The organism is Thiocapsa sp. C2-2m, assembly GCF_041903745.1.
Lineage (GTDB): Bacteria > Pseudomonadota > Gammaproteobacteria > Chromatiales > Chromatiaceae > Thiocapsa > Thiocapsa roseilacustris.
The window spans coordinates 48,794-70,408 of the sequence record NZ_JBBWVD010000028.1; the positions used below are offsets into that span (position 1 = coordinate 48,794).

The 21,615-nt window shown below is 63.2% G+C and carries 24 protein-coding genes and 1 tRNA gene; 15 read left to right on the forward strand and 10 right to left on the reverse strand.

The features are described 5' to 3' along the window. Nucleotides 1–11: 11 nt before the first annotated feature. On the forward strand, nucleotides 12–791 hold the full coding sequence (locus AADX97_RS20180; RefSeq protein ID WP_374235849.1) for a VOC family protein: 780 nt from the start codon (nucleotides 12–14) through the stop codon (nucleotides 789–791). A 188-nt stretch (nucleotides 792–979) separates the two neighbouring features. Here AADX97_RS20180 and AADX97_RS20185 read toward each other — a convergent pair whose 3' ends face one another. After that, nucleotides 980–2,134 (reverse strand): class I SAM-dependent methyltransferase, encoded by a 1,155-nt coding sequence (locus AADX97_RS20185; RefSeq protein WP_374235847.1) that lies wholly within the window; start codon nucleotides 2,132–2,134, stop codon nucleotides 980–982. 95 nt (nucleotides 2,135–2,229) lie between these two features. Here AADX97_RS20185 and AADX97_RS20190 point away from each other — a divergent pair, with 95 nt between their 5' ends. Continuing rightward, nucleotides 2,230–2,727, forward strand: coding sequence for a DUF2452 domain-containing protein (locus AADX97_RS20190; protein ID WP_374235846.1), 498 nt, complete (start codon nucleotides 2,230–2,232; stop codon nucleotides 2,725–2,727). Further along, on the forward strand, nucleotides 2,724–3,374 hold the full coding sequence (locus tag AADX97_RS20195) for a heme-binding protein (RefSeq protein ID WP_374235844.1): 651 nt from the start codon (nucleotides 2,724–2,726) through the stop codon (nucleotides 3,372–3,374). The genes AADX97_RS20190 and AADX97_RS20195 overlap by 4 nt, the downstream gene beginning before the upstream one ends. A 299-nt stretch (nucleotides 3,375–3,673) precedes the next feature. On the opposite strand, the gene folB is transcribed toward AADX97_RS20195, so the two are convergent. Beyond that, nucleotides 3,674–4,030 (reverse strand): dihydroneopterin aldolase, encoded by a 357-nt coding sequence (gene folB / locus AADX97_RS20200; RefSeq protein WP_374235841.1) that lies wholly within the window; start codon nucleotides 4,028–4,030, stop codon nucleotides 3,674–3,676. A 219-nt stretch (nucleotides 4,031–4,249) separates the two neighbouring features. Between folB and plsY the strand changes: the two genes are divergently transcribed. After that, complete coding sequence (gene plsY, locus AADX97_RS20205) at nucleotides 4,250–4,837, forward strand: glycerol-3-phosphate 1-O-acyltransferase PlsY (RefSeq protein ID WP_374235839.1); 588 nt, start codon at nucleotides 4,250–4,252, stop codon at nucleotides 4,835–4,837. A gap of 225 nt (nucleotides 4,838–5,062) precedes the next feature. Here the strand turns inward: plsY and cysG are convergent, their stop codons facing one another. After that, complete coding sequence (cysG, locus tag AADX97_RS20210; RefSeq protein WP_374235837.1) at nucleotides 5,063–6,487, reverse strand: siroheme synthase CysG; 1,425 nt, start codon at nucleotides 6,485–6,487, stop codon at nucleotides 5,063–5,065. A 96-nt stretch (nucleotides 6,488–6,583) separates the two neighbouring features. Here cysG and AADX97_RS20215 point away from each other — a divergent pair, with 96 nt between their 5' ends. From AADX97_RS20215 to AADX97_RS20225, 3 genes are all read left to right on the forward strand, one after another. Continuing rightward, on the forward strand, nucleotides 6,584–6,895 hold the full coding sequence (locus AADX97_RS20215) for a rhd_2599 family sulfurtransferase (protein WP_374235834.1): 312 nt from the start codon (nucleotides 6,584–6,586) through the stop codon (nucleotides 6,893–6,895). 164 nt (nucleotides 6,896–7,059) lie between these two features. Further along, nucleotides 7,060–7,290 (forward strand): sulfurtransferase TusA family protein, encoded by a 231-nt coding sequence (locus tag AADX97_RS20220; protein ID WP_120799473.1) that lies wholly within the window; start codon nucleotides 7,060–7,062, stop codon nucleotides 7,288–7,290. Between the two features lie 64 nt (nucleotides 7,291–7,354). Beyond that, nucleotides 7,355–7,834, forward strand: a complete 480-nt coding sequence (locus AADX97_RS20225) for a DsrE/DsrF/DrsH-like family protein (protein ID WP_374235832.1) — start codon at nucleotides 7,355–7,357, stop codon at nucleotides 7,832–7,834. Between the two features lie 766 nt (nucleotides 7,835–8,600). On the opposite strand, the gene AADX97_RS20230 is transcribed toward AADX97_RS20225, so the two are convergent. Continuing rightward, on the reverse strand, nucleotides 8,601–9,890 hold the full coding sequence (locus tag AADX97_RS20230; RefSeq protein WP_374235830.1) for an OmpP1/FadL family transporter: 1,290 nt from the start codon (nucleotides 9,888–9,890) through the stop codon (nucleotides 8,601–8,603). 239 nt (nucleotides 9,891–10,129) lie between these two features. On the opposite strand from AADX97_RS20230, the gene AADX97_RS20235 reads away from it, so the two are divergent. The 4 genes from AADX97_RS20235 (at nucleotide 10,130) to AADX97_RS20250 (ending at nucleotide 13,789) form a co-directional block, all read left to right on the forward strand. Then, nucleotides 10,130–11,032 (forward strand): LysR family transcriptional regulator, encoded by a 903-nt coding sequence (locus AADX97_RS20235; RefSeq protein ID WP_374235828.1) that lies wholly within the window; start codon nucleotides 10,130–10,132, stop codon nucleotides 11,030–11,032. 115 nt (nucleotides 11,033–11,147) lie between these two features. Beyond that, nucleotides 11,148–11,528, forward strand: a complete 381-nt coding sequence (locus AADX97_RS20240) for a hypothetical protein (RefSeq protein ID WP_374235827.1) — start codon at nucleotides 11,148–11,150, stop codon at nucleotides 11,526–11,528. 10 nt (nucleotides 11,529–11,538) lie between these two features. Then, complete coding sequence (locus tag AADX97_RS20245; RefSeq protein ID WP_374235825.1) at nucleotides 11,539–12,609, forward strand: AI-2E family transporter; 1,071 nt, start codon at nucleotides 11,539–11,541, stop codon at nucleotides 12,607–12,609. A gap of 73 nt (nucleotides 12,610–12,682) precedes the next feature. Further along, nucleotides 12,683–13,789 (forward strand): S1C family serine protease, encoded by a 1,107-nt coding sequence (locus tag AADX97_RS20250; protein WP_374235823.1) that lies wholly within the window; start codon nucleotides 12,683–12,685, stop codon nucleotides 13,787–13,789. A 316-nt stretch (nucleotides 13,790–14,105) separates the two neighbouring features. Here the strand turns inward: AADX97_RS20250 and AADX97_RS20255 are convergent, their stop codons facing one another. The 3 genes from AADX97_RS20255 to AADX97_RS20265 form a co-directional block, all read right to left on the reverse strand. Next, a complete protein-coding gene (locus AADX97_RS20255; protein WP_374235822.1) occupies nucleotides 14,106–14,363 on the reverse strand; it encodes a zinc ribbon domain-containing protein in 258 nt (85 codons plus the stop codon). Between the two features lie 88 nt (nucleotides 14,364–14,451). Next, the gene (locus AADX97_RS20260) at nucleotides 14,452–14,781 is read right to left on the reverse strand and encodes a tetratricopeptide repeat protein (protein WP_374235820.1); all 330 of its coding nucleotides are present in this window, start codon (nucleotides 14,779–14,781) and stop codon (nucleotides 14,452–14,454) included. Between the two features lie 76 nt (nucleotides 14,782–14,857). After that, nucleotides 14,858–16,309: a TrkH family potassium uptake protein gene (locus AADX97_RS20265; protein ID WP_374235819.1), complete on the reverse strand. Its 1,452-nt coding sequence runs from the start codon at nucleotides 16,307–16,309 to the stop codon at nucleotides 14,858–14,860. Nucleotides 16,310–16,392: 83 nt separating this feature from the next. Between AADX97_RS20265 and AADX97_RS20270 the strand changes: the two genes are divergently transcribed. Further along, complete coding sequence (locus AADX97_RS20270) at nucleotides 16,393–16,530, forward strand: single-stranded DNA-binding protein (RefSeq protein WP_374235817.1); 138 nt, start codon at nucleotides 16,393–16,395, stop codon at nucleotides 16,528–16,530. A 96-nt stretch (nucleotides 16,531–16,626) separates the two neighbouring features. On the opposite strand, the gene AADX97_RS20275 is transcribed toward AADX97_RS20270, so the two are convergent. From AADX97_RS20275 to AADX97_RS20285, 3 genes are all read right to left on the reverse strand, one after another. Then, nucleotides 16,627–17,310, reverse strand: a complete 684-nt coding sequence (locus AADX97_RS20275) for a hypothetical protein (RefSeq protein ID WP_374235815.1) — start codon at nucleotides 17,308–17,310, stop codon at nucleotides 16,627–16,629. Between the two features lie 146 nt (nucleotides 17,311–17,456). Continuing rightward, nucleotides 17,457–18,422 (reverse strand): hypothetical protein, encoded by a 966-nt coding sequence (locus tag AADX97_RS20280; protein ID WP_374235813.1) that lies wholly within the window; start codon nucleotides 18,420–18,422, stop codon nucleotides 17,457–17,459. 395 nt (nucleotides 18,423–18,817) lie between these two features. Further along, nucleotides 18,818–18,893: transfer RNA gene (locus tag AADX97_RS20285), tRNA-Thr, on the reverse strand. Between the two features lie 165 nt (nucleotides 18,894–19,058). On the opposite strand from AADX97_RS20285, the gene rpsU reads away from it, so the two are divergent. From rpsU to dnaG, 3 genes are all read left to right on the forward strand, one after another. Continuing rightward, the gene (gene rpsU, locus AADX97_RS20290; RefSeq protein WP_007041206.1) at nucleotides 19,059–19,274 is read left to right on the forward strand and encodes a 30S ribosomal protein S21; all 216 of its coding nucleotides are present in this window, start codon (nucleotides 19,059–19,061) and stop codon (nucleotides 19,272–19,274) included. 104 nt (nucleotides 19,275–19,378) lie between these two features. Next, nucleotides 19,379–19,822, forward strand: coding sequence for a GatB/YqeY domain-containing protein (locus tag AADX97_RS20295; RefSeq protein ID WP_374235811.1), 444 nt, complete (start codon nucleotides 19,379–19,381; stop codon nucleotides 19,820–19,822). Between the two features lie 35 nt (nucleotides 19,823–19,857). Next, the gene (gene dnaG, locus AADX97_RS20300; protein WP_374235809.1) at nucleotides 19,858–21,591 is read left to right on the forward strand and encodes a DNA primase; all 1,734 of its coding nucleotides are present in this window, start codon (nucleotides 19,858–19,860) and stop codon (nucleotides 21,589–21,591) included. The last annotated feature ends 24 nt before the right edge of the window (nucleotides 21,592–21,615 follow it).

Sequence of the window (21,615 nt, forward strand, 5' to 3'; positions counted from 1 at the left end):
AGGAACGCCCCATGGCCGAGATGACAAGCTATCCAGTCGGGACCTTTTGCTGGGTCGACCTGGCGACCAATGCGCCCGAGGCCGCGAAGACCTTCTACGGCGAGATCTTCGGCTGGACCTCCGATGACCTCGCGACCGACTACGAGGTGCCCTACAGCATTTTGAGGCGCGACGGTAAGCGAGCCGCCGCACTCTACGAAATGGCGCCAGAGCAAGGCGCCTTCCCCTATTGGGCGACCTATGTCCGGGTGATGGACGTTCAGGCGAGCGCCGAGCAGGCCGTCGAGCTGGGTGGACGTCTGGTGATGCCCGCGGTCGATGTGATGCAGCTTGGACGCATGGCCTTCATTCAGGATCCCACCGGCGCCGTGCTCGGCCTTTGGGAGCCGGGCTCGCTCTTCGGCGCCGAGCTCGACAACACCTACGGCGCACGCAGCTGGAGCGAGCTGCAGACTCGCAACACCAAGGCCGCCGCGCACTTTTACCAAGATCTTTTCGGCTGGAGCGCACGCACCAGCAAGAGCCTGATGGACGGGCGTTATACGCTGTTCGAGCTTGACGGCAAGGAGGTCGGCGGGATGATCGAGCTCGATGCCGAATGGGGCTCGATGCCGCCGAACTGGTCGATCTATTTCGGCGTCGAGGATTGCGATCACGCCGTCGCCACGACCAAGCGCCTCGGCGGCAGCATCGTCATGGACCCGATGGAGGTCGAGAATGTCGGGCGATTCGCCTTCCTCGGCGATCCGCAGGGCGCCATCTTCGCCGTCATCCAGTTCGGGCATGCTTGAATCGCGTCTCGGTGGGATATGAGATGTCAAGCCCGAATGCTTGGTTCGAGAGACCAGCGACAACGGTACGGACGCGATTCAAGCAGTACATGATTGGTTTTTTATCCTGAACCGCGTTGACGCCGACGCAATGGATGGGTACGGGTCCGAGCCCGGTCGACGAGCGTGCATAGGATACCGGACGCGGTTCAGAGCCGTTGACTCAGGTCTCGGATCGAGAATCCGCACAGCTCATCTTCGATCTCCTTCGTCAGCCCCATGACCTTGAACCGCTCCCCCATGATTGTCGGCAGGAGCAATTGCTTCGCGCCGGGGGTCAGGTCGAAGGCATCGGGCGACTCGGAGAGGATCCGGTCGATCCCGCATCCGATCAGAAAGTTCGCCTGGGTGGTGAAGCCGGCGAGATCGAAACCGGCGGCGACACCGGCTTCGGCGACCGCGGTGAAATCCACATGCGCCGTGATGTCCTGTAGCCCGATATGGGTGTAGGGGTCGCCGTGGGCCTGGTGGCGCAGGTGGCACATGAGTGTCCCCATGGTGCGGTCTGGCTGGTAGTAGGCCGGGCGCGGATAGCCGTAATCGACCAGCAGGACGAGGCCGGCATCCAGCGTGAGCCCCAACGCCTTCATCCAGGGCGGCAGGCGCAGGTTGATCTCCGAGCCGTAGCCCGGCGCTCGCGCATAGCCCTCGCCCTGCAGCGCGGCCACGGCGTCGGCGAGTCCGGGCGAACGCACCGGCGCGGTGATCTCGAGGAAGGCGCCGGCATGCTGGGTGACAAAGACCTCGTCGATTCCGCCGTCGTCGCGGATGTTGAAGCGATGGACCGGCATGGCGTCCACCACCTCGTTGGCGAGAACGACTCCGCGCAGCGTATCCGGCAGTCCGGTCAGCCATGCGCAGCGTTCCGCCAGATGCGGTATCCGCTCTTGGATCAGCGTGCGCTGGCGCTCTTGAAGATCCGGGCTCGGCTCCAGGATCAGGTAACGGCCGGGCAGGGCGTCGAGATGCTCCAGGGCTTGGAGTACCTCGACGGCGAGCCTGCCGGTGCCGGCGCCGAGCTCGAGCAGATCGCCGCCCCCGAGCTGGGCCATGACCTCGGCACACTGGGCGGCGAGACAGCGCCCGAAGAGCGGCGAGACCTCTGGCGCGGTCACGAAGTCGCCGTCACGTCCGAGCTTCACCGCGCCGCCGACATAGTAGCCGAGGCCCGGTGCGTAGAGTGCCAGCTCCATGAAGCGGTCGAAGGGCAGCAGACCTCCGGCGGCCGCGATCTCGGCGCGGATCTGCTCGGCGAGTCGGGCCGAGATCTCGGTCGCGCCGCTCCTGTCGGTCGTATCATCCATCGTGAAATCCCCGTTCGTGCTTTTGGCTCGCCGACACTATATACCGGGCATCCCGTCGATCCTCGGACGGACGACAAAGCGAGAGAGACAGGCAGATGAGCAACGATGAGAAAGGCGTGCTTCACCGCGGCGCTGCACACGGTTCACCCTATCCGGTGAGCCGTTTGGCCCCGGCCTTCGATTCCGGCGAGCTGGCGAGCGAGGTCGCGCGGGCGGAGTCCATGTTGAGTGCCCGCACGGGTGCGAAGCTTCGGGTCATCGCCGACCAGATCAAGCTGCTTCAACAAGAGGCGCGTAAGGTCCTTGCGGATGCCAAGGAAGAGCAGGCGCTGACCCGCGCGCACTGTGCCTTCAAACGCATCCCGGGCCGAACCTATCACCTGTATCGCAAGGCGGTCGGCGGGCCCTTCTTCTCGATGCTCGCGCCGGCCGAGTGGGGCGGCGCGGTCCCTTATGAGTTTTTGGGATCCTATCGGCTCGAGACGGATTATTCCTGGACACCGGCCGACCGAGCCGATCAGGCGGACGATACCGGCGAGCTGGTTACTCAACTACTGCGCATTGGCGGTCTGGCTTCGCGAGGCGAGGGATGAAGACGCTTCTCTTGATCGTCGGTGCGGTGGCGGTGCTCGGCATCGTCGCCATGGCTGTCTTCGTCTTCGTGGTTCAGAACGTCGAGACGCCCGAGTATGTCGCGGTGGAGAGCGACGGCGCCTTTGAGATCCGGGACTATCCGCCCCTTGTGGTCGCCGAGACGACGCGCAGCGGTGCGCGTCGCGAAGCGCTCGGCGCCGGGTTCGGGCCGCTCGCACGCTACATCTTCGCCAAGGAGCGTGAGGGGGAGAAGATCGCGATGACCGCACCCGTCATCCAGCAGCGTCCCGATGCTCCGGCGGAAAGGATCGCGATGACCGCCCCGGTGATCCAGTCGCCGACGGGGGAGAACGCCTGGTCGGTTCGCTTCATCATGCCCTCGGGCTACAGCCTGGATGCACTCCCCGCGCCGGCCACCTCCGAGGTTCGTCTGCGCGAGATCCCGGCGCAGCGACGCGCGACGGTTCGCTTCAGCGGCTCGACGACCGATGCCGCGCTCGCGGAGCAGGAGGCGGCGCTGCGCGCCTGGATAGCCGCACGCGGCCTGACGGCCGCGGGCCCTGCCGTCTATGCCTATTACAACGACCCCTTCACGCCCGGTTTTCTGCGCCGCAACGAGGTCCTCATCGACGTCGAGACACCCTGAAGCGCGCGAGGCGCTCTCGGCGTCCAAGTGGGGTAAGGCGAGCGAACCGCGCCGACCGAGCTCGAATGGTGCGGTTCGCAAGCGTGCCGCCGGGTGAGTGACGGTTCAAAAACGTGTACAGATGCGTGCGCTATCAGCCGTTGTGCAAAGCGCAGCGTGCCCAACCCGTGCCGGCATCACTGGGAGCCGTTGGGCACGCTGCGCTTTGCCCAACCGACCTAGATGAGCTTGTCCACCCCACGGCTACGACGCCTCGTCGCGCTTTGCCGGACACCGCGCGGGACGCCCCCCGGGGCCGTTCAACACCGATCGCCGCGCTCGATCACCACGCCCACGTCCACGCCTTCGCCGACGGCGCCTGGCTTGCTCAGAGTGAGCCGCACCCAAGAGATCCCGAGCTCGTCGCGCAGGATGGCCGCGCAGCGCTCGGCAAGCGTCTCCACCAACTCGAATCGGCTCTCCGAGACGAATTGCTCCAAGCGCCGCGTAACGGCCTCGTAGTCCAGTGCGTCTTCGATGCGATCGCTGGCCGCGCCGCGGGAGATGTTGCTTGCCATCTCCAGATCCAGAACGACGGGGCGCCGAATGCGCTTCTCCCAGTCGTGGATGCCGATGGTGGTGTCGATCCTCAGGCCGCGAATGAACACGGTGTCCATGCTAGAACGCGTCTGGCGGGGCATGTGGTGGTTCCCGGTGGACTGGGGGCCTGAGGGGTCCGACGCAGGTGTCGCGAACGCGGTCTAGGATGTTGTCTTTCTTCATTCGGAACCAGCTCCATCCGAAGGTTTCGTTGTCTTCAGGACCGCGAACGAGGCCGCCGCAGCGGCCTGTCGTCCGCTTGACCTGCACCGGCTTCCCATGTCCAATTGCGCCCCATGATTACAGCCTCGCTCCTCATCATCTCCGCCTACCTGTTGGGCTCGGTTTCCAGCGCCATCATCGTCTGTCGTTTGATGGGGCTGCCCGATCCGCGCACGCAGGGGTCCAACAATCCCGGTGCGACCAACGTGCTGCGCATCGGCGGCAAGAAGGCCGCCGCGATCACGTTGGTCGGCGATAGTCTAAAGGGTCTCATCCCGATGGTGGTCGGTCATCTTGTCGCCGCGGGCCCGGCGGTGCTGGCAGGCATCGGTTTGGCGGCCTTCATCGGTCATCTCTACCCCGTCTTCTTCGGGTTCCGCGGCGGCAAGGGTGTGGCCACCGCCTTAGGCGTGCAGATCGGGCTCTTCTGGCCGATCGGTCTTTCGGTGGCGGCCATCTGGCTGTTTGTCGCCAAGGTGCTCAAGATCTCCTCCCTATCCGCCTTGATCTCCATGGCCCTCGCCCCCGTCATCGTGTGGTTCTTCTGGCCCGACAATGCCTTGATCGGGATGCAGCTCATCATCACGGGCCTGCTCTTTTGGCGGCACCGCAGCAATATCCGCAATCTGATCACGGGCACGGAAGACCGCATCACCCGCTAAACCGCTGCTAAACCGCGTCCCGTGCCATCTGTGCGCTCGTCGCGTTGTGTCGACGTCGGACGATGTGCTCAAGGTTGGAGTCGACGCGGTTTAGGCGAATTCTGGGAACCTTTATACCAGTCGCGTAGGTTGTGCCGAGCCTTGCGAGGCACAACCAACCGTCGGCGCAAGTTGTGCTTCCTACCGTCAGCACAACCTACGGTATGGAAGTTTGCGGAAATCGCCTTAGCTGACCAGACGCGTAGTGGCGCCGAGCTGCGGCTCGTCCGGCGGCCGGAACCAGCTCAGCTTTTCGCGCAGCTTCACGACCTCGCCGACGATGATGAGGGTCGGCGGCTCCGGAGGATCGGCCTCCACCATCTCCACGATGGTTTCAAGCGTGCCCGAGTAGACGCGCTGCAAGTGCGTCGTCCCCTGCTGGATGAGCGCGATGGGCATCTGCGGCGAGACGCCGTGTTCGATCAGCTGGTCGACGATGATCGGCAGGCCCGCAAGGCCCATGTAGAAGACCACCGTTTGGCTCGGCTGTGCGAGTGCGCTCCAGTTGAGGTTCATGGTGCCGTCCTTGAGATGGCCGGTCACGAAGGTCACGGATTGGGCGTAGTCGCGGTGGGTCAGCGGGATGCCGGTGTAGCTGGCGCAGCCTGATGCGGCCGTGATGCCGGGCACGACCTGGAAGGGCACGCCCTGCGCGGCGAGGGTGTCGATCTCCTCGCCGCCGCGCCCGAAGATGAAGGGATCGCCGCCCTTCAGGCGCAACACACGATGACCATCCTTGGCGAGATCGGCAAGCAGTTGGTTGATCTCTTCCTGCCGCATGGCGTGATGGTTGCGCTGTTTGCCGACATAGATGCGGCGGGCGTCGCGGCGCGTCATCGCGAGGATGGGCTCGGCGACCAAACGGTCGTAGACGACGACATCGGCCTGCTGCATCAGGCGCAGCGCGCGGAAGGTCAGCAGATCGGGATCACCCGGTCCGGCGCCGACGAGATAGACCTCGCCCATATCGGATTCGAGCGCATCGTGGGCCAATTCGCGCTCGATGACCGCCTCGGCCTCGGCAAATTGCCCCGCGAAGATACGCTCCGCCACGGCGCCTTCCAGGACGCGATCCCAGAATCGACGCCGATCGGGCAGGGCGCTGAAGCGCTCCTTCACGCGGTCACGATAACGTGCGCAGAGCTCCCCGAGCCGGCCGTAGCCGGCCGGGATGATGGATTCGAGTCGGGTGCGCAGAAGCCGCGCCAGCACGGGCGACGCCTTGCCGGTCGAGATTGCCACCACGACGGGCGAGCGATCGACGATCGAGGGCAGGAGAAAGGTACAGGCGTCCGGGTCGTCGATGACGTTGACGGGAATGTCGTACTCGCGCGCGAGCTCGGCGATCTTGCCGTTGACCCCGCGGTCGTCCGTTGCGGCGATCACGAGGCGGTTGCCTTTGATATCTTCGGACTCGAAGCGCCGCGCGAGATAACGAATCGCGCCGGCGTCCGCCAGGTGGTTCAGCGCATCGACAATCTCGGGTGCGACAACCGTGAGCGTAGCGCCGGCACGGAGGAGGCTGCCTACCTTGCGGGCCGCGGTGGCGCCGCCGCCGACGACCAGGCAGGGTTTATCCCTGATGTCTTGAAAGATCGGAAGGAATTCCATGGTCATCTCGGTTCGTATGGCTCACAAGGATCGTTGAGTTGCACGTCAAAAGTCCTTAATATACTTAAATACTTAGGTTTGTGGTAGGACAGCGATGTGATAAACGAGATCGACTCCGAATCTCTGCACGGCAAGATCATGGGCGGCGAGGATGTGCTGCTCGTGGATATCCGCACGCCTGCGGAGATCGCGCAAGGCGCTATCCCCGACGCCATGCGGCTGCCCATGCATCTGATCCCGATTCGGATCAGCGAGTTGCCTAAGGATCGGGATGTGGTGCTTTACTGCCGCAGCGGTGCGCGGTCGTATCAGGCCTGTGCCTACATGATGCAGCAGGGCTACAACCGCGTCCTGAATCTGCGGGGCGGTATCATCGCCTGGGCCCGTCACGGCTACCCGATCGCATGAGTCGTGCGGGCTCGGGCAGGGCGGTCGTCGAGATCGGCCGGGACCGGTCGCTATCGGCTCCAAGTCCAGTTCTCGACGCCTTGCCTTTTCGGCCTATTTCGCCTATAAAACCGAATTCTTGTGTCTACTGATATTCTAAAACAGCATCCGACAGGAGGTACTCCATGGCAGATTTTGACCAAGAGCTCGACGCCAGCGGCCTGAATTGCCCGCTCCCGATTCTACGTGCGAAGAAGACCCTGAACGCGATGGACTCCGGCCAGGTGCTGCACGTTGTCGCCACCGACCCAGGTTCCGTCAAGGACTTCGACGCCTTCGCCAAGCAGACCGGCAACGAGCTGATGGAGTCGAAGGAAGATGGCGGGAAATTCCACTTCCTGATCAAGAAGGGCTGACGGCCCGAGCCGTCTCGCCAAACCGAAACAATCCGCGAGCCGATCGACCCGCGAGGAGGACACGATGGAAGAAAAGAAACTCGCCATTATCGCCACTAAGGGCTCTCTCGATTGGGCCTACCCACCCTTTATCCTGGCTTCGACCGCATCCGCGCTCGGCTACGAGACACAGATCTTCTTCACCTTCTACGGGCTGCAGCTCCTGAAGAAGAAGCTCGCCCTCGAGGTGACCCCGTTGGGCAACCCCGGAATGCCCATGCCGATGGGCATGGACAAGTGGTTCCCGGTCCTGGGTCTGACCTTGCCCGGTATGCAGGGCATGATGACCGCGATGATGAAGAAGAAGATGAAGGACAAGGGTGTGGCCAGTGTCGAGGAGCTGCGGGATCTTTGCCAAGAGGCCGAGGTCAAGCTGATCGCCTGCCAGATGACGGTCGACCTGTTCGACATGAATCCTTCCGAGTTCATCGACGGGGTGGAGTACGCAGGCGCTTCGTCCTTCTTCGAGTTTGCGGGCGAAAGCGACATTTGTCTCTACATCTAAAGCGTTCCTCGCGCCCCGCGCGCGGGTCTTGCTTGACGCCTGTCTGACGCGTGTCCGGGGCGCTGTTGCGTCGCACCGGGTTAGTCACGAAGAACGCCGCCCTCGGGGCGGCGTTCTTCGTATGTTCTCTCGAGAATCTACTCGGCGTCGCGGGGCCTTGTTCCTAAGACCGGTCGGTAGGGTGGATAAGGCGCGCGCTCGGATCTCAGGCGATTTCCGCAAACTTACATACCCGTAGGTTGTGCTGACGATAGGAGGCACAACTTGCGCCGACGGTTGGTTGTGCCTCGCACGGCTCGGCACAACCTACGCCCTTGGCATGAAGGTTTCCGGAATTCGCCTCAGCGTTTGAACGACAACATCGGCCGCGCCGTATCCACCATGCGCCCCTCCGATCGGGCCGCAGGCGCCCCCGGCCGACGGTGATGGTGGATGCGCTGCGCTTTTCCCCCGTACTGATCCGGTCAGCGACGTGGCCGGGGTTACGAGCGAGGCTGCGTCGCGGCATCCTTGGATGTCCGCGACGTTTCGCGTCCGCCAGTGCGTCAAGGTTATCCCCGGTATTCGGTTAAACCGCGTTCAGAGCGAGATGCTAAGCTCCGAGTGAGTCAAACGGTGGATGTGGCCTCGGAATCTTGGTGGTGACGCGGTTTAGAGTTCTTGTTTTTTTATCATCCTAAACCGCGTTAGCTCCGGCAAGCGAGGTCCCGGCCGTAGCCGATTCAATCCAATAACTGCGCATGCCGCTCCGACGCGGTTTAGCAGTTCAGAAGACCTTGACGATCCCGAGTCCGATGAGGTGGGCGTCCATCTCGTAATCGCCGTCGAGCGCATCCGTTCCGTTGACGTCTCCGCCGCGATACGGTGTGCTGCTGCGGATGGTGCGATCGTTCGACTTCACGTACATGTATCCCGCTTCGATCGATAGGCCGTCGCCGAAAAGATGCGCGACGCCGATGCCGAAGAGGTGGCGGTCGTTGTCCGGGACGCGCGCACTGAAATGGGCGTCGTCCTGTCCGGTTTCGTCGTAGGAGTAGCCGAATCGAAGCTGGGTGTCCGGGCGGATTTGATAGGTGACGCCGAGTCGGTATGCGTTGCTGTCGTTCCAGTCGTTCGTATCGGTGAAGATGGTTTCCCCCGTATCCGTGCCTTCGACCTCAAGCTTACTGAAGGAGCTCCAGCCTGTACGCGTCCAGTCGATTTCGACGGCTAATGCTTCGGTGAAGGCATAGCGGGCGCCAAGCTGCAGGCGCCAGGGCAGGTCGACATCCACCTCTGCGTCCTGCGCGGGCGGGAGCCGGCCGATCGCGACTAGGGTTTGGCTCAAGGGTTGGTAATTCCCTTCGAGTCCGACGGTGGTGGCGGAGCGAAAGGCGGCGCCCAAGCTCCATGCCTCGTACCGATACAGTGCGCTCAGGTTGAATCCGAGATTGGCTCCGTCGCCGCTAAGTCGTCCCGCGGTCGAGTCGAGCTGGGCGTTTTTCACCCAGTAGATATCCAAGCCGCCGGACAGGCTGAGATTGGCGTTGACGCGATAGGCGACCGTCGGCGAGAAGTCGAGGATCTCGAGCTTGCTTGCGGTGGGTTGGCCGCGCGGAACGTTTGGATCCAGCGGCGGCGGAACCGGGACGCGTACGGTGCCGCTCAGGGCCGGAAAGGTTCCGTCCTCCCAGCGGGTCTCGAGCCCGAAAGGGGCCGTTATCCCCAGACCGATACGCCAATCCTCGTTGATTCGCAGTGCGGCCTGGATCATCGGGGCTGCTGTCCAGTCGGCACCTTGGCTGTCGTGTTGCCCCGAGGCGGTTCGGACACTGAAGCTGGGACTGATCAGGAGCGCGCCCAGCGAGACGCTCGATGTGTCATGGAATCCCATGGCGGCCGGATTGTAGGCAAAGGCGCCGGTTTCCTCGGGATTCGCGACTAAGGCGTTGGCCAGTCCGATGCCGGCAGTCGACGCCTCCGGGAGTGAAAAGCCCGCGGCGAGCGATTGGCCGGCAGCGAGAAAGCCGCCGGCGGCGATGGCGGTCGCAATCGCACGAGCGATCTGTTGTTTCATGCGGGAGGCTCCTCGTCGTGTCGGTGTCCGTTGTTTTTCTGCGCCGAACTTTAGGCGAAGATGCCACATTAATCCAGAGGTTGTTGCGAAGAAATTCGTGGCCGTGATCACCCCTATGCCCACGTTTTCGGTCTCTTTTCGATTGGCATCCTAACGACCCCGCAGCGCTACCCCCAGGTCACGTGATTGTGATATAAGTCGATCTTATTTCGCTGTCGTCATCTTGACGTGGCCTCCGGATGGCAGATCGCAGACTACAGGTTTTCCATACGGTCGCTCGGCTGCTGAGCTTCACCAAGGCGGCAGAAGTGCTGCATATGACGCAGCCGGCCGTTACCTTTCAGGTACGTCAGTTGGAGGAGCACTTCAACACGCGCCTGTTCGACCGGACGCATAACCGGATCAGCCTGACCGATGCGGGTAAAACGGTGTTCGGTTCGGCGGATCGCATCTTCGTGCTCTATGCCGAGATGGAGAACGCGGTTCGCGAGATCACCGGCGAGATCAGCGGGGCACTCGCGATCGGCGCGAGCACGACCATCGCCGAGTATATGCTCCCGACCCTCCTTGGCGATTTCAAGGAACGCTATCCGGAGGTGACCATCCACCTCAAGGTCTCCAACAGCGACGGGATCGTCTCGATGGTGGAGAACAACGCGATTGATCTCGGGGTGGTCGAGGCGCCGGTCGGGAACAAGAATCTCGTCGTGGAGCACTGCAAGCGCGATCAGCTCTTCGCGATCGTACCCCCGGGCCACCCGCTTGCCGGAGCCCGAATGGTGGCCTTCGAGCAGCTCCTCGAGTACCCCTTCATCTGTCGTGAAGAGGGCTCGGGAACGCGAGAGGTGATCAACGATTACCTGAACCTGCAACAAGATAGTCATTCCGTGCTCAAGGTGTCGATGGAGCTCGGCAGCCCCGAGGCCGTCAAAGGAGCCGTGGAGGCCGGTATGGGCGTGTCGGTAGTGTCCGGGGCGACGATCCAAAAAGAGCTCAAATTGGGTACGCTGGTCGCGCTCAACCTGGATCCGCCTCTGGATCGTCCCTTCTCGTTCGTCCATCAGAAACAGAAGTTTCGACTGCGCGTCATGGAGGAGCTGCTTGAGTTTGCGCGGGCCTACTGCCGTAAGCACAACGACTGACACGGAAACCCGATGGACGCCTTGACTCCCTTTCCCCGAGCGACCTCATCGTCGCCGATCCGCTGCGGCTGTCCCTGGACTCGACCCTCGAATCTCCCCTGAGCATCTTCCCGTGATGAGACGAACTCAAGGATCGGAGCCGGAGCGCCGTCTTGTGCGCGCGTTTCGCGCGCTCGCTGCCGAAGAGCGTGAAACGCTACTCGCATTCGCCGAGTTTCTGCTGCAGCGTGGGGCCGCAGCGCCGGAGCCGCATCGCGGGCCACGCGAACCGATTCCGGTTCCGCGTCCGACCACGGAAAGCGTGGTCGCCGCGATCAAGCGTTTGTCGAAGACCTACCAGATGCTCGATCGCGGCCCGATGCTCAACGAAACCTCGGCGCTCATGTCCGCGCACGTCCTGCAGGGGCGTTCGGCAAACGAGGTCATCGACGATCTCGAAGCCTTGTTCGCCCGTCACTACCACGATTACCGAGCCAAACATCCCGCGGAAGGGTAATTCAGTCCACATGAAGATCGTTGCGAACTGGTTTCGGCGTTATTTCTCCGATCCCCAGATTATCTTCCTGGCCATCCTGCTGCTGATCCTGTTTGCCGTGGTCATTACCATGGGCCGAATGCTCATGCCCGTGTTGGCCAGCATTGTCATCGCTTATTTGCTGGAGGGCCTGGTTGGGCAGCTTGAGCGTCGCGGGTTACCGCGGTTGGCGAGCGTCTTGGTGGTGTATTTCGCCTTTTTGCTGTTTGTTGCCCTGGTGTTGGTGGGCGTCGTGCCCTCGGTGTCGCGTCAGGTCACCGAGCTGGTGCAGCAGTTGCCGTCGATGATCTCGGTCGCGACGACGGCGCTCCTGGATTTGCCGGAGCACTACCCGGATCTAGTGACCGAGGCCCAGGTCGCCGAGCTGATCGGGGCGATCCGAGCCGAGACCGTCATGTTCGGCCAACGTGTACTTTCCTGGTCCCTCGCAAGCGTCGTCGGGGTCATCACCCTCCTGGTGTATCTCATCCTCATGCCGCTGCTCGTGTTTTTCTTCATGAAGGACAAGCATTTGATTGTTGGCTGGTTTCACCGGTTCCTGCCGAAGCATCGCACGATCGTGACCGGAATCTGGAAGGACGTCGATCGCCAAATCTCCAATTACGTCAGGGGCAAGGCTTGGGAGATCCTCATCGTCTGGCTGGTCAGCTATGCCACCTTCGTCGCCTTCGGGCTCAAATATGCGATGCTCTTGTCGTTGCTGGTCGGTTTCTCGGTCATCATTCCCTACATCGGGGCAGCCGTGGTTACGGTGCCGGTGCTGTTGGTGGCCTGGTTCCAGTGGGGCTGGACTCCGACCTTCATCTGGATTGCGGTGGCCTACTTCATCATCCAAGCCCTCGACGGCAATGTCCTGGTGCCGTTGCTGTTCTCCGAGGTGGTGAATCTGCATCCGGTCGCGATCATCGTGGCTATTCTAGTGTTCGGCGGGATCTGGGGTTTCTGGGGTGTGTTTTTTGCGATTCCGCTCGCAACCCTGGTCCAAGCCATCCTCACGGCCTGGCCGATTCCGCCCGACGAGCAGAGCGCAGCGCTCGCTTGAGGCTCGCACGCGGAGCGCAGCCTCTTTCGGGCAACTGGTACAATCCAGGCGTCTCCAATGCCACGGCGCATCCATGCACGCCTTCGCCCTCAGTCGCTTCCTTTTTTGGTTCGTCATCTTCTTCCTGATCGCATTGGCGAGCCGGCCATGGATCGAGGATCTCTTCATTCGCTACCAAGCCGAACCGCGCGCGATCATGGCGCGCGGCGAGTTGGCCGCCGACGAGCAGACCACCATCGCAATCTTCGAGTCGATCAGTCCTTCGGTCGTCTACATCACCACATCCGGACGCGTCATGGATCTCTTGTCGCGCAATCTCTTGGAGGTCCCTCGCGGTACGGGCTCCGGGTTCATGTGGGATCGACATGGTCATGTCGTCACGAATTATCATGTGGTTGCCGACGTGCAGGCGGCCTATGTCAGGCTTGCAAATCAGCGCGTCTACGAGGCGGCATTGGTCGGCGTCAGCCCGGAGCACGACATCGCGGTGTTGCGGATCGACAGCGGCGCCGGTGGGCCTCCGCCGGTCGCGATCGGCTCGAGTCACGACCTGAAGGTCGGACAGAAGGTCTTCGCGATCGGCAATCCCTTCGGGTTGGACTATTCCCTGACCGGCGGGGTGATTTCTGCGCTCGATCGGACGATTCCGTCGGATGAGGGGCGCAAGATTGAACATCTGATCCAGACGGACGCGGCGATCAATCCCGGAAACTCGGGTGGCCCCCTGATCGACAGCGCCGGGCGCGTCATCGGCATGAATACGGCGATCTTCAGCCCGTCCGGAAATTTTGCGGGGATCGGCTTTGCCGTGCCGGTCGATACCATCAACCGCGTCGTGCCACGCCTGATCGCCTACGGCCGCTATGTGCGGCCTGCGCTCGGGGTGATCACGGACGGGGACTTGAGCCGGCGTTTTGCCGAGATCGTCGGCGTCGCGGGGGTGGTGATCCTGCAGATTCAGGACGGCTCGCCCGCCGCGCGAGCCGGGCTGCGCGCGGCAATCATGAGCAAGAACGGGGATCTGGTTGCCGCCGATCTAATCGTCGCCGTGGACGGGCAGGATGTTGACTCGGTCGAGAGGCTGATCGAGCTGCTCGATGCCTATCGGGTCGGGGACAAGGTCGTCCTGCGGGTCTATCGCGACGGACAATTGATCGAGGTCGACGTGGTGCTCGGTTGAACCGCAACCGGTGCGAGTTTTACGGTTTACGTCGGCTTGGCATTTGCGCGTCCGCGCGTGTCGCAGCGAACGCGGTTCAGGTCTGTGAAGACTCCAGGGGCGACTTAAGGCGATTTCCGCAAACTTCCATACCCGTAGGTTGTGCTGACGATAGGAAGCACAACTTGCGCCGACGGTTGGTTGTGCCTCGCACGGCTCGGCACAACCTACGCCCTTGGCATGAAGGTTTCCGGAATTCGCCTAATTCGCCCCTTGTATGTTCTACAAGCTGTTCACGGATCTGTTTCAAACCACTAACCACTAACCACTAACCACTTTAGTTGAGACCGCACATCCCGCCCGGGCAGCATGCCCCGGTCGAGCAGGCAGGGGCGTTGCCGCTGCCGAGACTTCTGCTCGAGATGACGTTCCCGCCGGTCGCGAGACGATGCACGGGCGCGTCGGCCGGGGTGTCGCCGAGCGCGGTGCCCGTACGGGCGCACAACTCGCCCCAGCTCGCGAGGCTCTCGCTCATTCGGTGGTTGACCTCGAGGACACGGTCGTTGGTCTCGCAGCGGTAATCATAGGTGGGCATCGTGTTTCTCCGAAGTCTATCGATGAATGCTTATGGAGATTATTATATCCCGGCACGAGGGACACGCAAGCGCCCTACCGGACGCCATTCAGCCGGCGTCCGCGAGCGCACGCTCGGCACGCTTTCGAAAGACCCTCATCTCCTTGGCGGCCTGGATGTCGCCTTTAGCCTCGGCGACCTCGATGCCGCGATCGAGCGCATCGATGGCCTCCGCATGGCGCCCGAGCGCCGTGAGCGCTTTGCCGTAGAGCTTCCAGGCGGCGGAATAGCCGGGGTCGAGGAGCACGGCCTCGCCGAGATGCCCCAGTGCCTGCTCGTTCTCGTCCGTCTTGAGATATTCCGCACCCAGGCTGTAACGCAGCAGGGCCGAATCCTGGCCGCGTTGCAGCATGGCTTCAAGGTTGTCGACGATGCTCATGATATGTCGTTCCGCTGTGTCGGTGTGTACCTGCCGATCTGCGCCTGAGTCGTGCACGGTGGCGCCGCGCGTCCGCTCAGCGCTGCCAGAAGGCGGGCGTCAAGAGGACCAGGAGCGTAAAAATCTCCAATCGCCCCAGCAGCATGGCCACGCAGAGGATCCACTTCGCCGGGTCGTGCAGGTCTGCGTAATGGGGACCGACCTGGGCCAGCCCGGGCCCGAGATTGTTGATGCAGGCCGCGACCGCGGAGAAGGACGTCAGCAAATCCAGGCCGGTTGCGGCGAGCAGAAGGTACATGATGACGAAGCTCGCGACATAGAGCGAGAAGAATCCCCAGACGGCATCGACGACGCGGTGGTTGACGCTCTTGCCGCCGACGCGCACGGGGATTTGGGCGTTGGGGTGGATGAGGCGCTCGATCTCGCGGATCCCCTGCTTGATGAGCAGGAGAAAGCGGATGACCTTGATGCCGCCGGCGGTCGAGCCGGCACAGCCGCCGACGAAGCTCGCAAACAGCAGCAGGATCTCGATGAACGGCGGCCAGTAAAAGAACTCCGCGGTAGTGAATCCGGCCGTCGTCCCGATCGAGACCGCCTGGAACAGGCCATGGGTGAAGGCGTCGTCCCAGGTGATATAGGTGTCGGTGTAGAAAAGGGCCAGCGTCGTGACGGCGGTCACCGACGCCATAATAAACAGAAAAAACCGCAGCTCGCTGTCACGCCGATAGACGCCGAGATCGAGTCGATGAAAGGCGACGAAATGCAACGCGAAGCTCATGGCCGCCATGAGCATGAAGAGCACCGCGATCATCTCGATCAGGCTGCTGTTGAAATAACCCATGCTTGCGTCATGGGTCGAGAAGCCGCCTATGGCAACGGTGGAGAAGGCGTGGCTGATGGCATCGAAAAAGGTCATGCCGGCACCCCAATAGGCGAGCGTGCAGGCGACGGTCATCGCGACGTAGATGTACCAGAGTGCCTTGGCGGTCTCGGTAATCCTGGGCGTGAGCTTGGCGTCCTTGACCGGGCCGGGCATCTCGGCGCGAAAAAGCTGCATGCCGCCGATTCCGAGCATGGGCAACACCGCCACCGCGAGGACGATGATCCCCATGCCGCCCAACCATTGGAGCTGTTGACGGTAGAAGAGGATGGCTTTGGGCATGTCGTCGAGCCCGACGATCACGGTTGCGCCGGTCGTGGTGAGACCGGACATCGACTCGAAGATCGCATCCGTCACCGAGAGTCGGGGCACCTCGGCCAGCACGAAAGGCAATGAACCGGCCAAGCCGAGCCCGGTCCAAAACAGCACGACGACAAGGAATCCGTCCCGGATGCGTAGCTCTTGATGGACCCGCATGACCGGGAGAAAGGTCGTTAAGCCGACAACGAGGATCAGCAGAAAGGCGGCTAGGAAAGGCCAAATCTCCCCGTCGCGGTAGATTAGCCCGACCACGACAGGCGGAAGCATCGTGAAGCTGAACAGCGTTAAAAGCAGGCCGACGACCTTTTGGACGGCGAAAAATTTCATTGCGCACCCGGGCGCATCGTTCGGCCACGCTCGCCAATCACGTCGCAAACCTCAGCCGAGAGGGATGCTCCGACACCTGAGGAATGACACTTACCATGGATCTCGCGGGCACCCTCATCGCAATCTCCCTGCTGCTGCTGATCGCACTCGGCGTCGCGGCGCTTTTCCTTGCCGGAAGGGACAGTCCCTCGTCCAACGACGATGATCCGCCGCCGGTCTGACCGTCGGCGTCCGGGGTCGCGGCGAACGGAGTGCGGCTTTGAGCCGATCCGGTTCGAGCCGGTATGGCAAGCGTAAGGCAGCGGGGACGAGCATCGTCATCGGCGGGTGGTGCAGTCGCCTTGGCGGCAATGAACATGCATCGCACGGCCGTCTCGGCAATTCACTCGATGCTGCTCCCACTCGGGCCCCGAAGCTTCGAGGTGGGTTTTCGCGTCCGTCAGCACGCAACCGCGGCTCTCGGCGTAGCGCTCCGCATAGTAGGTCCAGGTGCCGACCGGTCCGGCGTCCGCCTCCGTGGCCCCGTCGGCCGATTCGTCGATGCTCGCCGCTGGTCGGGCGGGCTCTCGAGTCCTCGGTGAGCCGGTGTCGCGGTGTCCGTCCCACTTGCTCCTGAGTGAGCTCAAGGCGTTTCCGAGATTCTCGGCATAGCGTTCGGTCACATCCGTCGACCACTCCTCGCCCGTCGCCGATGTCTGGACCTCGCGCGCGCGCAACAGGACCCGTGTTCCAGCTCCTTCGGGGACAAAGACGGCCGAGATGCGGATCAGTCTCCGCGGGGCGAGGGGGTCGTCGGGGTCGCTCTCCTCGAGGATCTGCTCGATCTCGACCGTCGTCTCGCCGACCACGGGGACGTTCCATCCACGCCGGTATGCCGAGTCTATCGCGAAGTCCCTGGCCTGCTCCGGGGTTGCCCCGTATAAGAGGACGCCGGGCGCAGGCGCTGCGGCGGCGAGCTCGATCGCGAGGATCCCGAGCGCCACAGGACCGATTCGGACCATCAGTGCGGGAAGCGATCGCAGTGTCGCGCACCGCAGGATTCGTCTTCGGGTGCTGAGTCCGGTCGGTGGTCCGGGCGATGGGCGCTCGCCATCCATCGTGACGCCGTCAGTCGGTACCCTGCGAGCGAGCGATTCTCATCGAACGGCTACAGAAGACCGCGGCATTCGCCGTTTTGACATTGCACCAGGACGCTGTCGGCACCCGCGCACGGCACCTTGTGGATCTCCCCGTCGCTGCGCGAGTCGATGAGGATCGACCCGCTAGGCTCGACGTTGCAGCCGCGCAGCCGCGCATATTGCTCCGCGTAGTAGGCCCAACTGATGCTCCCGGACGACGGTGCGAGCGCCATCATGTTCTCGCTGTCCGGAATCGTCTCGACGGTCGGCTGTGCAAGCGGCTCGGGAAGCGACATCGGCTGGGTGTCGGGGCCGGGCTGCGTCCGCGTCAGGGCCGGTCTGCTGTCGACGATCGGGGCAGGGCTGCCGGCGGGCCTGCGCGGCTCGGGGGTCGGCGTCGCGGGTGTGCTCGCGACAGGTGCCGGTGCCGGCGGTGCCGTCCGCTCGGGAGCCCCTGCCGCGGGGGTTTGACCGGACAGCGCCGGATCCACCGGCGCGGTTTCCGTCACCTCGTCGCCCCAGGCTGTCGGAGCGCTCACGCCGGTGTCAGCGAGCGCCACGCCGTCTGCGCCGCCGGAGGCGCGCTCGTCGTCGGCCCGTGCAGCCCCCGAGGGTGGTGCCGCCCGAGCGATCCGGCCGCGATCGCGCGACCAGGTGGCGTGGAGCGAGCGAAGGGATTCGTCCAATGACGAGCGAAAGGTCTCGGTGACGTCGGTGCGCGCGGGTTGGCCGTCCGGCGCCGTCGAGACGAGCGCCGCGTCCAACGCGACTTTGACGTTGCTGCGGTCCTCGATGAAGTAGGAGGTGACCTCGAGGAGACTGCCGGGCGCGGCCGCAGCCGGGCCGAGGTCGCGCGCGAGAGACGAGCTCGGATCGAGTGGCCGCCGAGCGACGAGGCGATCGTCCGTCGCTTCCGTGATGATCCAGGCCCGGCTCCTCGCCGAACCCATCGCCAACGCCTTCACCTCCGAGCGGGTTGCGCCGGGGAACGCCATCTGCGGACGGTCCCCGACCTCGAAGCCTCCGGGTTGAGCGTCGAAAGAACCGGTCCTCGGGCTACCGGCGCAACCGACCTGAAGCACGCCGACGGTTGTCAGACAAAGAATCGTAACGACGGAACGCAGGTTCACGGTAGACCCTCGAGCAGAGAACAAGGACACTTCGGGCGATATGGATCGAGACTCCGAGTCGTCCCGTCGGGACAATGTTTGACGCCAAGCGATTCGAAGCCAAGCGTGCCACATCCCTGAGCCCGAGGCCAGTCTGCGGGCGGGGAGCCGCGAGGAGGGCAAGCCTGCGCCGGCGCGGCGTTTCGGTGCATCGGCGCGCGGCCATCGCCGAAACAGCAAAAGCCGGCATCGTGCCGGCTTTTGCTGTTGTCGTAGAGTTTTGGAGCCGATGCGCGGATTCGAACCGCGGACCTACGCATTACGAATGCGTTGCTCTACCGACTGAGCTACATCGGCAACAAGCCGCGAAGTATAGGGCGGGTGCGGGATCGTTTCCACCCCGCCCGAGCGATTTCGAGCATGACGCGGAAAACTTTGCAATCGGTGGATGGATTCCGCTACACTCCCGGCGCTTAACTTCGACCATCCGCCCTTGTCCGGAGCCAACTTTAGGGATTATCCATGCCCAGCGTGCGTGTCAAAGAGAACGAGCCTTTCGAAGTCGCAATGCGGCGTTTCAAGCGGTCCTGCGAAAAAGCAGGCGTGCTCGCCGAGGTCCGTCGCCGCGAGTTTTACGAAAAGCCGACGTCCGAGCGCAAGCGCAAGAAGGCGGCTGCGGTGAAGCGGCATCAGAAAAAGCTGCAACGCGAGTCGCGTCGCTGGGAGCGTCCGTACTAGCCCGAGATCGCCGATGTTGGCCCCGCAATCGCCGGGGCCGCTGCTCGCATTGCGACGATCTCGCAGGTCTTTCTTTCCTACCGCTGCGGCTCCAACGTCTTACCATGCTCAAGCTTCAAATCCAGGGTGATATGAAGACCGCCATGAAGGCGGGCGACAAGACCAGACTCGGCGTGATCCGGCTGATGCTCGCGGCGATCAAGCAGCGCGAGATCGACGAGCGCATCGAGCTCGACGACGCTCAGGCGTTGGCCGTTCTCGATAAGATGCTCAAACAGCGTCGTGACTCGATCAGCCAATACAGCGCCGCCGGTCGTGAAGATCTTGCGGAGGTCGAGCGATTCGAGGTCGAGGTCATCCAGTCGTATCTCCCGCGCGCCCTCACCGACGACGAGCTGACGTCCCTGATCGACGCGGCGATGGAGTCCACACAGGCGAGCGCGATGAGCGATATGGGCAAAGTAATGGGCCTGTTGAAGCCTCAGATTCAAGGCCGGGCCGACGTGGGCAGCGTTAGCGGCCTTGTCAAACAGCGCCTTGGAGGCTGACTCCGGCGTCGTCGCTCAAGGGTTCGCCGACGCACATGGCCGTTCGCATTCCCCCCGAGTTTATCGATGAGCTTCTGACGCGAACCGACATCGTCGACCTCGTCGGCACGAGGATTCAGCTGCGTAGGGCCGGCAAAGACTATCAAGCCCGCTGCCCCTTCCACGACGAGAGAACCCCTTCCTTCACCGTTAGCCCGGACAAGCAGTTCTATCACTGCTTCGGGTGCGGCGCGCACGGCACGGCGATCGGCTTCCTGATGGAATTTGATCGCCTCGACTTTCGCGAGGCCATCGACGAGCTGGCGCAGCGTGCCGGATTGGCGGTGCCCGATGGGGTCGAGACGGGTCGGCCCGGCCCAGATCTCGGACCCCTGTACGCCCTTCACGAGCAGGCGGCCGAGCTCTATCGGGAGCAGTTGCGGGTCCATCCGGACGCCCGGCGCGCCGTCGACTATCTCAAGGGGCGCGGTCTCACCGGCGAGGTGGCGGCGCATTACGGGCTGGGTTTTGCACCGCCTGAGGGTCGCCTGCTTCTGTCGCGCCTCGGCGCGAGCCCGTCGGAGCGCGAGCGCCTGCTGGCCTGCGGGCTGATCTACGACGAGGAGGGGCGACGACGCGACCGCTTCCGAGATCGGATCATCTTCCCGATCCGAGATCGACGCGGCCGTGTGATCGGTTTCGGAGGGCGGCTGCTCGGCGAGGGCAAGCCGAAATACCTCAACTCGCCCGAGACCGCGATCTTCCACAAGGGCCGCGAGCTTTACGGACTGTTCGAGGCGCAGAAGGCCAATCGCAAGCTCGACTCCGTTCTCGTCGTCGAGGGTTACATGGATGTCATCGCCTTGTCGCAGTTCGGGGTGACCAACGTCGTCGCGACCCTCGGCACGGCGACAACCGCCGAGCATCTCCAGCTGCTTTCGCGTACGACCCCCGAGGTCGTGTTCTGCTTCGACGGCGATCCCGCCGGGCGCGCCGCGGCTTGGAAGGCATTGGAGAATGCGCTGCCGTCGGCAACCGGCCGCCAGTCGATCCGCTTTTTGTTTCTGCCTGACGGCGAGGATCCCGATACCTTGATCCGTACCGAGGGCGCCGATGCCTTCCGGGCGCGCATGACGGAGGCTCAGCCGATGTCTGAGTTTCTGTTCGAGCAGCTCTGCGATCAGGTCGACATGGCTAGTATCGACGGGCGCGCGCGTCTCGCCGCCTTGGCTCAGCCTCTGATCCAGGGGGTGCCTCAGGGGATCTACCGCGATCTGTTGACCGACCGGCTGAGCACCCTGGCCGGGATACCACAGAAAACCAAGCTCGCTGCGCGGAGGGGGCGAGTGCAAACGGCCCGTCCAAGCCGACCGACTCGGATTGCCCAAGCGATTGCGCTCTTGCTCGATCATCCCGAGCTTGCCGCCGAGGCGGCCCAGCTCCCGGACGACTGGCGGCGCTCGCCGAGCCCCGGCGCCGCGATTTTGGTGCAACTTCTTGAAACCATTGCAGCACACCCAACTATTAATAAGGCTGCATTAGTGGAGCGTTGGCGGGGGCTAGAGTACTTCGCATACCTACAGCAACTCAGCGTCGATCCCTTTCTTCGGGACATCCCGCCCGAGGGCATGGCCGCAGAGCTGATCGGGGCCCTAAGTCGCATCGGCGAAGAGGTTCTCAAGGACGAGCGCAGCAGGCCGTTGAATCAACGCAGCCCAGGTGCGTGGAGCGACGAGGTCCGCGCTCAGCTCGAGAGGGATGCGGCTGCAGCCCGAACGCGCAATCGCTAGCCTGGATCCAGCGCGATTTTCATG